9 protein-coding genes are annotated in these 8786 nt (G+C 51.3%); 5 read left to right on the top strand and 4 right to left on the bottom strand.

Annotated features, from left to right (window positions below; all coding sequences use genetic code 11):
- Together SA339_07055 and SA339_07050 are read right to left on the bottom strand one after the other, a co-directional pair.
- A partial coding sequence (locus SA339_07055; GenBank protein MDW5562969.1) for an ATP-binding protein occupies positions 1 to 1051 on the bottom strand: 1051 nt, incomplete at its 3' end.
- 210 nt (positions 1052 to 1261) lie between these two features.
- Positions 1262 to 2134 carry a type II CAAX endopeptidase family protein gene (locus SA339_07050; protein MDW5562968.1) on the bottom strand — a complete coding sequence of 291 codons (873 nt, stop codon included), beginning with the start codon at positions 2132 to 2134 and terminating at the stop codon, positions 1262 to 1264.
- A gap of 538 nt (positions 2135 to 2672) precedes the next feature.
- On the opposite strand from SA339_07050, the gene SA339_07045 reads away from it, so the two are divergent.
- From SA339_07045 to SA339_07030, 4 genes are all read left to right on the top strand, one after another.
- A complete protein-coding gene (locus tag SA339_07045; GenBank protein ID MDW5562967.1) occupies positions 2673 to 2867 on the top strand; it encodes a hypothetical protein in 195 nt (64 codons plus the stop codon).
- Between the two features lie 358 nt (positions 2868 to 3225).
- On the top strand, positions 3226 to 3456 hold the full coding sequence (locus SA339_07040; GenBank protein ID MDW5562966.1) for a hypothetical protein: 231 nt from the start codon (positions 3226 to 3228) through the stop codon (positions 3454 to 3456).
- The gene (locus SA339_07035) at positions 3456 to 4091 is read left to right on the top strand and encodes a hypothetical protein (GenBank protein MDW5562965.1); all 636 of its coding nucleotides are present in this window, start codon (positions 3456 to 3458) and stop codon (positions 4089 to 4091) included. Before SA339_07040 ends, SA339_07035 begins: the two co-directional genes overlap by 1 nt.
- Positions 4092 to 4242: 151 nt before the next feature.
- The gene (locus tag SA339_07030; protein ID MDW5562964.1) at positions 4243 to 4440 is read left to right on the top strand and encodes a DUF5615 family PIN-like protein; all 198 of its coding nucleotides are present in this window, start codon (positions 4243 to 4245) and stop codon (positions 4438 to 4440) included.
- Positions 4441 to 4646: 206 nt separating this feature from the next.
- Here SA339_07030 and SA339_07025 read toward each other — a convergent pair whose 3' ends face one another.
- Positions 4647 to 6524 carry an ABC transporter ATP-binding protein gene (locus SA339_07025; protein ID MDW5562963.1) on the bottom strand — a complete coding sequence of 626 codons (1878 nt, stop codon included), beginning with the start codon at positions 6522 to 6524 and terminating at the stop codon, positions 4647 to 4649.
- The gene (locus SA339_07020) at positions 6521 to 8272 is read right to left on the bottom strand and encodes an ABC transporter ATP-binding protein (GenBank protein MDW5562962.1); all 1752 of its coding nucleotides are present in this window, start codon (positions 8270 to 8272) and stop codon (positions 6521 to 6523) included. The genes SA339_07025 and SA339_07020 overlap by 4 nt, the downstream gene beginning before the upstream one ends.
- Before the next feature lie 268 nt (positions 8273 to 8540).
- On the opposite strand from SA339_07020, the gene SA339_07015 reads away from it, so the two are divergent.
- The gene (locus SA339_07015) at positions 8541 to 8750 is read left to right on the top strand and encodes a MarR family winged helix-turn-helix transcriptional regulator (GenBank protein ID MDW5562961.1); all 210 of its coding nucleotides are present in this window, start codon (positions 8541 to 8543) and stop codon (positions 8748 to 8750) included.
- Positions 8751 to 8786 lie beyond the last annotated feature (36 nt).

The following is an 8786-nucleotide window of genomic DNA, read 5'->3' as shown; positions in this document are numbered from 1 at the left end:
AGAACGTCGTCCCCTTGCCCGGTTCGCTCTCGAACCATATTCTGCCGCCGTGACGCTCCACGATCTTCTTGCATATCGCCAAGCCTATTCCCGTACCGGGGTACTCCTCTTTCGTATGAAGACGTTGGAACATCTTGAACAGCTTGTCCTGGTACTTGGGGTCGATGCCGATGCCGTTGTCCTTGACTGAGAAGACGTACTCGTCATTCTTCCGCATGGCCGAGACCTCGATCTTGGGCGGCTCGTTCGCTCGAAACTTTATTGCATTCGAAATCAAGTTCGTCAGCAGTTGGATCATCTGCGTCTGGTCGCCGTTGATGGTCGGCAGCCTATCGACATCTACCTCTGCCTGGCTCCCATTAATCGAGGAGTCGAGAGAGAGGAGCACCCTATCTGCGACGTGATTCATGTCCACTTTGACAAAGTCTTTACCTCTCGTCTCTACTCTCGAGTACTCCAGCAGGTCCTCTATCAGCTCCTGCATCCGCTTGGTTCCTTCAAGTATGAGGTCCAGGTAGTCCTTCTCCTTTCCATTTAGCTTGCCAGCGACCTCTCTCTCAAGCAGGCCTGTGAAAAAAGATATGGTCCTCAGCGGCTCCTGAAGATCATGAGAAGCGATGTAGGCGAAACGATTGAGCTCTTCGTTCGAACGTCTCAGTTCTTTTGCCTTCTCCTCCAGTTCACGCTCGATCTGCTTGCGCTGGGTGACGTCTCTGCCTAGGCCGATTATACCTATCGGCTCTCCCTCTTTGTTCTTCAGTAAGGTGCTGGTGACTGATACAATGAAGCGGCGTCCATCGCTGCTTTGAATCGGTATCTCGCCGAACCACTCCCCCTCCCTGTTAAATGACTCGACGATCTCGATCCCCGTGCTCATATCCACATGAGGAATGAACGCATCGAAGATGCTCCTGCCCAGCACATCTTCCCCTCTCAGCTTGATAAGCTTTTCCGCCTGTTGGTTCCAGAATATGATCGTGCCGTCCAGATCGGTGATGATGATCGCATCGCTCGTTTGGTCAAGGATCGAGAGCTGATCCAAGTCCCTCAAGTCGATCGGAGAGCCGTCGGTCGTCATTTGGTCTCCCGGCTGCTCGGAGGCGGGTCGTTCTGCGGCACATTACTTCAACTTCCGCTACGTTATAAGAACGTTACCAGGCGTCATGGCGATACCTTCTGCCAGCTATGTTCGACCGTTCAGGTGGCCGCGGCAGGCAATTCATGGATCCGGGGTGCGGCTTCCTGCCGATGATGCTTGGCCCTATGCCTCTGGCCCGTAACCCAGGCGTCCCTTCGTCGCGTACACGAGGATAATGGCCGTGATCACAATGGTTCCGGTGATGGAGAGCAGGAGGAGCGGGTAGTCGGAGGCGTGGGATGCCTCGCCAGTTAGCGGGAGGAAGATGCCCTGCGCGACCGTGATGCTCCCGTGAAGCAGCATCATCAGTAGGATGCTCCCCGTATGATTATAGATCCAGGTGTAGAAGAACGCCAAAGACGCGATCATCAGCAATGTGAGCAGGACGACCGCGACCAACATGATCGTGCCGCCGAGGGGGAGCCCCATGAACTCCTGATCGATGAACAATAGCGGGAAGTGCCACGTCGCCCAAAGCACGCCAAGAATCACCGTAGCTTTCACCGGCGATAATCGCTCCTGCAAATTTGGGAGGGCGAAGCCACGCCATCCCGGCTCCTCTCCCAGACCTGCGATCAGGGTTGTGAAAATGAGCGAGGGGATGTACGCAGGCAATTTCTCCAGAACAAGGGAGTAGTTAACCGGGAAATTGAACATGATGAGCCAGACGCTGCTGCCAAGCGTGAGTGCGATGGGCAGGGTGATCACTATGAAGTACCATTTGACCGGCACCCTCCATTTTACGAGCCTGGAGGCAAACTCTCGCAATGATCCCCCGGAAGCCCAGACCATGATGACGCCGGCGATGGCCGGGCCGAACTGAGCTATCAGGAAGGCAGGCACCGACAATTCTCCGGCGAGGCCGAGGGCAAGAATAGTCATTGCGGACCAAGATATCGCGTACGTTACAGCAAAGAAAAGCGCGATCTTGTGGCGTTTAATGAAATCGCCCCGATGGACATCGGCAGCAGGGTCGATCTGAGTACTTGCCGTCATATTCCCTTCCTCACTTCAACATCCCTCAAGCAGGAGGCCGGCGAGAAAACAAGGGGCCGATATTAAGATGTGCGCATCCTCAGGTCCTCAAGGATCCTCCTCAATAGAGTAGTTACGTTAATCCCCGCGAGCGGAGACGAGTGCATCGTCCCATAATTTGTCGGGTTCGTCGTTTCGCGGACGCGAAACGACGACATGGCTCGTGATTAATAGCATTCGATCACCGACATATGGAAAACGACTCCTTTAGGTCAACATCTGGGAAGAAATCATATGTCACGATCGCCCACCCCATATCCTTCGGACACGAATGCCCGGACCATTTCAAGGCCTAACTAAACTCAAGCATGTAATTGGACTATTTGCAGAAAGGCCAGTGTATCTTAATTATCAAAACTCTATATTAAGATACGTATATTATATTAAATTAAAAATATTTTCCGATGATTAGGTTAGCATGGCAGGGGTTCCTCGCAAGTTTCCTACCTCTGTCAGGAAAACGATATAGGAGGGGGATGGGCACTATGAGGTTCATTACATGGATAGAGAAATCAGCAACTCAGAGATTTTCAAATGGTTCGTTCTATCTTTTCTTGCCTTCGTACTTGTAGCCGTATGGTTCATTCCTCATGACCTAATCGTGGCATTATCTATTGCAATGATAATCGAAGGTTCTGTACTGTGGTTGCTCCCAGTGATCAGACCAGAGCTGATTCATGACGAATGGCCTTGAGCTGCAAATCGATATTTTCCACCAAGGCCAACGAGTAGTATTCGTGCCTCGATCCAGAGACCTATAGCTCGAAATGAGATGCATAGGCTATACGAGTCGTAAATCGTGGAAATATCTACAATATTGGCATAGTATGTACGAACAACATGTTTCCGCCCTTGTCGAACCACGTGTTGACTGCGACATTGGCTACTCTGAACATGCAGTCATCTTCGACGCCTTTCCAGCGATAGGTTCCATTAGCTTCAATCGTGAAGGAGTGAGGCAGAAGTAAGTGATTGAAAAGTGGAACATTTGAATTATTTGTCTAATTAGTATTATAAGCCAATATATACGTCAGCGAACTGGTGGGGAGACCATGCCCGATCAACCGAAGAAAAAGCTTGAGGAAGAGCATATGGAAAAAAGTCGCCTCTGGATCAACGATATGATGGATCAGGGGCGCGTCATCAAGGATCTCGGTCCCGATCCGACGAGGGAAACTTCGATTTATCCTGACATCATAAGCCCGTACTACAGGATGGTGCGGTCTGAGATAGCAGCACGAGGATACACGAATGTGGTCTCCGTTCGAGAGGGGCTTCACTAATGCCAGTTAAGATTGTCAAGCAAGGAGATGACCTGTACGCCGCAGAAGTAGATGCTGCGAATGGAACCTGGAAATCGTCCAAGCCCCTACCGAGCGTCGAATTGGACACTAAGCTGATTCGCTTAGGATACAACATATTGGAGATTGACCGCGCTTTCCAGGAGGTCGGGGTTGTTATTACTCCCGATGTCACATACCGTTACGCTGCCAAAGTAACTCGACCATTCTTGCAAGCGGCATTGGCAGGAGAACGAGAGGTACCAGAGCAAAAACCATCTACCGAAGCATGGTTCGTTGATGCTCTCATTTACGATGACAAATACTCGCTAGAACGAGTCATCGCGATGGTCGATGCCATCAATCATGATATCCCCAATTATGACGAGATCTCTTGGGCCTTCTTGCGTCTTAGGCGGCGTGGTTGGCTAGAGATCGAGGGAGATACGTATGGCCTGACGCTCGAGGGCCGTCTTGCCATCCAAGATATCTGGGAACGAGGCGTATCTTGGCCGGTGACGAAACTTGGGAAATGGATCTACGTGAAAACTGGTCGAAGCATTTTAGGTGAAAGCACTCCGCTGACGAAGAAGCTTGAGAATTGGATCTCAAAAAATCCTCCGCCAGGCGATAAATGAATGGAACGTCTGGATTATTTTCCCCATCCGATTTTGCATCGATCAACTAGAGGGGTGTAACCCAGACGCTGTAGAGCACGAACATTCTGTGGATAACAAGGTTCGGAGGGAGCACGGAACGCTCTTTATTTCTCAAACATATTCATAACTCGTGAGACTTCTATTGGATGAGCAGATAATCGACTACGCTGAGCTTTTTCGGGCAAAATGTTGGGAATCCATCTCTATCGATAACATAGGGATGAGGAGAACGAAGGACGAGGTCATCGTGTATTACGCCAAGGAAAACGGCTATGCTATCATCACCAGTGATAGGAAGATGAAGAGGGTGGCGAACTTGCTGATGTGAAGTGCCATCTTATTGAGGATGAGAAGATAGTGGCTATGGTGGACAAGGAACTTAAGGCTGATAGTTAAATGGATTTCTTTTCATCTATCAACCGACCGTGCTACGCCGTCGCTAGGGACATTTTGTTGCTATTACTACTACCTCCGCACATCTTATCCGTGGACAAAGTGTTGGAGGCTAACAGGCCCGCCTTCTGGCGCCCCTGGTCAGGGTTTAACTCCGGGGGAAGCATGTTCACGGTCGACGTCGCCACCGTCAGCGACCTCTCCACTTTCGTCCCGATCTCGGTCTCCGAACTGACTGTTGTACAATTCGCTATAGAATCCACCCTGGCTCAGAAGTTGTTCGTGGTTCCCGCTCTCCACGATACTTCCGTTTCTCATTACTAGGATCATGTCAGCATCCTTAATCGTCGAAAGGCGGTGAGCGATGATGAACGAGGTTCTTCCCACCGTTAGGTCGTTCATCGCTTTTTGGATGATCCGCTCGGTTCTAGTGTCCACGGAGCTGGTGGCCTCGTCCAGGATCAGGAGAGGTGCGTTCTGCACCATCGCACGGGCAATGGTCAGCTGCTGCCTCTGTCCAATGGACATTTGAGACTCGTCATCGAGGAAGGTATCGTAGCTCTTTGGCAAGGTGCTGATGAAATGGTGAATACCGACAGCCTTGCATGCGTTCTCGACCTCCTCATCGGTGACGCCCTCTTTGCAATAGGCGACGTTCTCCTTGATGGTGCCTTGAAATAGCCAGGTGTCTTGAAGGACCATGCAGAACATGTCGTGCACGTTCTCTCTCGTGAGCTGTCTCGTCGATACTTCATCGATGAGGATATCCCCGGAGTTCACTTCATAGAAGCGCATCAGGAGGTTGACTATGGTGGTCTTACCAGCGCCCGTCGGACCGACTATCGCCACCTTTTCTCCAGCCTTCACCTTGACGGAGAAGTTGTGGATGACCTCCTTCTCGGGACTGTATCCGAAGGACACGTTCCGGAACTCCACATCCCCTCTAACATCCTTGTGAACCAACCTCTTATCATCTTCGTTCTCCAGCTCCGGTTCGCTGAGGAACTCGAACACTCGCTCCGAAGTTGCAGCAACAGACTGTAGGCTGGTCATAGCCTGTCCCACTTGTGTGAGTGGCTGCGTGAACAGGCGCACATAGACTATGAACGCGACTATTGTACCAATGGATATGGATCCGTTGATGACCTGAACAGCACCAACGATGCACACCATCACATATCCCAGATTTCCGATGAATCCCATGATAGGCATCATCAGGCCTGAGAGGAACAGCGATTTGAACGCGCTATCAAAGAGTTCATCGTTTAAGGAGTCAAACTCCTTCTGGGCCGCTTCCTCACCGTTGTACGCCTTGACTATACTGTGCCCCGAATATTTCTCCTCGACATAACCGTTTATCTTGCCCAGCGAGGTTTGCTGGCGTACGAAGTGCTTTTGCGACCTAGACATCACCAACATCATCAGTCCGAAGCCTCCCAACGCGGAAGCGACGGCGGCCACGGTCATTGTGACATCGGTAATGAGCATCATCACCGTCGCCCCGACGAGCATCGCGGAGCCGCTCAAAAGCGTACCGATGCTCTGGTTCATCGATTGGCCGAGGGTGTCCACATCATTCGTCGCACGACTGAGGACGTCACCATAACTAGTCCGGTCAAAATACTTGAGCGGAAGGCGGTTGATCTTCTCTGATATATCGGTGCGGAGGCGCTTTGACAGCTTCTGGACCACCGTGGCCACTATGTATCCTTGGGCGTAGGTCATCACTGCTGAGATGACGTAGATTGTCACCAGGAACGTCCCTATGCTCGCAACCCCGGTAAGGTCGATCGAACCTTGCTTCATCCCGCTGAAGATAAGGTCGGTCATCTCACTGAGCTTGTCGGGCCCTACGACGGTTAATATGGTCCCTATGATTATGAGGATAGAGGCAACGATGATCGATGGGATGTATGGCCTCATGTATCCCAACATTCTTCGCCAAGCTTCCTTGAAGTTCTTGGCCTTCGCTCCCTGAGATCTACCGGTTTGCCTTCCTGGAGGACCACCACGCATCATCTGCTAATCTCCTCCTCTGATAGTTGAGAGTAAACAATATCCTTGTACACGGGGCAGGTGTCGAGAAGATCGTGGTGCTTGCCTATCCCCACAATGTATCCATTGTCTAGGACGATGATCTTGTCGGCATCCATTATCGTGCCGACTCTCTGAGCTACAATTATGTTTATCGCATCGGCCGTTTCCTTCTTGAGGGCGTTTCTGAGCAAGCGATCCGTCTTATAGTCCAAGGCTGAGAACGAATCGTCAAAGATGAAGATCTCAGGCCGCCAGTACACCGCACGAGCGATGGAGAGGCGCTGCTTCTGACCTCCTGATACATTCGTCCCACCCTGAGCTATTGCGGCGTTGTAGCTACCCTCCATGGTCTCCACGAACTCTGTTGCCTGAGCGACCGCGACAGCCTTCCTCACATCATTGTCCACGGTTTCAGATGCCCTGTCGCCATAAGCTACATTGGAGGCGATGGTGCCTGAGAATAGGTTAGCCCTCTGAGGCACATATCCTATCTTCTTATGGAGGGCCTTGATCGTGTAGTCACGGATATCCACTCCATCGATAGTGATCGAGCCTTCAGTAATATCATATGAGCGCATGATGAGGCTAACAATGGTGCTCTTCCCGCTCCCGGTGGAGCCGATGAACGCCACGGTCTCCCCTTTTTCTGCTTTGAAGCTGATATCCTTCAAAACATAATCGGATGCGCTAGGGTACTTGAAGCCTACTTTGTCGAACACTATCTCGCTGTTAGCCGTTCCAGATGATTCCGTGATCTGCCCATCCCTTATCGACGGCTCCGTATCCAGTATCTCCTCGATACGCCTGGCGGCGACCATTGCCCGTGGCAGGATAATGAACACAATAATGAGCATCATGAAGCCCATGACCACCTGCATGGCGTAAGAGAGGAAGGTGATCATGTTCGAGAACAGTATCATCTGCGCCCCGATGCCGACCGTGGCCGCAATGATCATTGCCCCTATCCAGTATATGGAGAGGGATAGCATGCTCATCACCGTTGATATTAATGGCATCATCAGCGCCATCGCACGGCTGGTGAACAGGTTGTTGGATGTGAGATTCTCATTCGCCTCTTCGAACTTCTTCTCCTGATATCCCTCTGCATTGTATGCACGGATGACACGAATGCCCTTGAGGTTCTCCCTCACGTTGCGGTTAACCTCATCGGTAAGCCACTGGATCTTCCTGAAACGGGGTACCACGAAGTACATCAGCACTGAGATGACCGCGACCATTATGACGATGGCCACGGCAGTGGCAGTGGTCCATTGCCAGCTTTTCCCGGAGATTTTGATGATTGCCCAGCCGGCTAGGATTGGTGCCTTAATTATCACCTGCAGCCCCATCGCAACTGCCATTTGCACCTGCGTGACGTCGTTAGTCGCGCGTGTTATCAGGCTTGCTGTTGAGAATTGGCCGATCTCTTTTTCGGAAAACGATTGGACCTTGCTGAACTCCATGGAACGAAGTCGCTTGGATAGGCTCGTTGCGACGTAGGCGGCCAGGTAGCCAGTTGCCATTGCCATCAGAAGGCTTCCGAACGCGAAGGCAAGCATGATCATCCCCTCGCCCACGACCTGATTCACCGTGCCTCCGGTCTGGATTACGTTGGTGATCGTGAACATGTGGTCCGGGATCGCCAGGTCGAACCACACCTGAACCACAATGAATGCCGTGATGGCGGCGATCAGCCCCCACTCTCTTGTCTTAAGATATCGCAGAATCATTTTCCACCAGCGTTGTTTTGGACCATTTTATCATGTGGATGATCGACTGGATCCCCGGAAGCGAACGCCCTGTTCTGGACAAGCGAGGCGCTTTGATCACTAACCTCGACAGTTGATGTTGACATGTCAAGGCTGTTTTGTATATAAGGATTGTTGACATATCAAGTCATAATGACATTATACGCCTCATCACATTCTGGGTGGCTGTAATGAACGATAAGAATCTGTTTATCTCCCCCCAGAAAATGAAATCCTACTGGGGGCTCAGATGAGCAAGATGCTGAAGGGCGAGGATTTCACATCATCCCAGGTGCCCTTTATCATCACGATCGGAAAGAACGAGGGGATCTCAATGAAGGATGTCTGCGCAGCTCTCGGCGCCGACAAAGGCCTCACAACTAGGGTCACACGAACCCTGATCGAGAAGGAACTGGTAGAGAACCACGACGGGTCCACCAGGACATATAGGCTTTTTTGACGAAAAAGGGGAAAGATGCGTACAATATTTCGACGA

Origin of the sequence: Methanomassiliicoccus sp. (assembly GCA_033485155.1) — an archaeon.
In the GTDB taxonomy this organism is placed as follows: domain Archaea; phylum Thermoplasmatota; class Thermoplasmata; order Methanomassiliicoccales; family Methanomassiliicoccaceae; genus UBA6.
The sequence above is the reverse complement of the archived record's forward strand: the minus strand, read 5'-3'. Positions and strand labels throughout refer to the sequence as shown.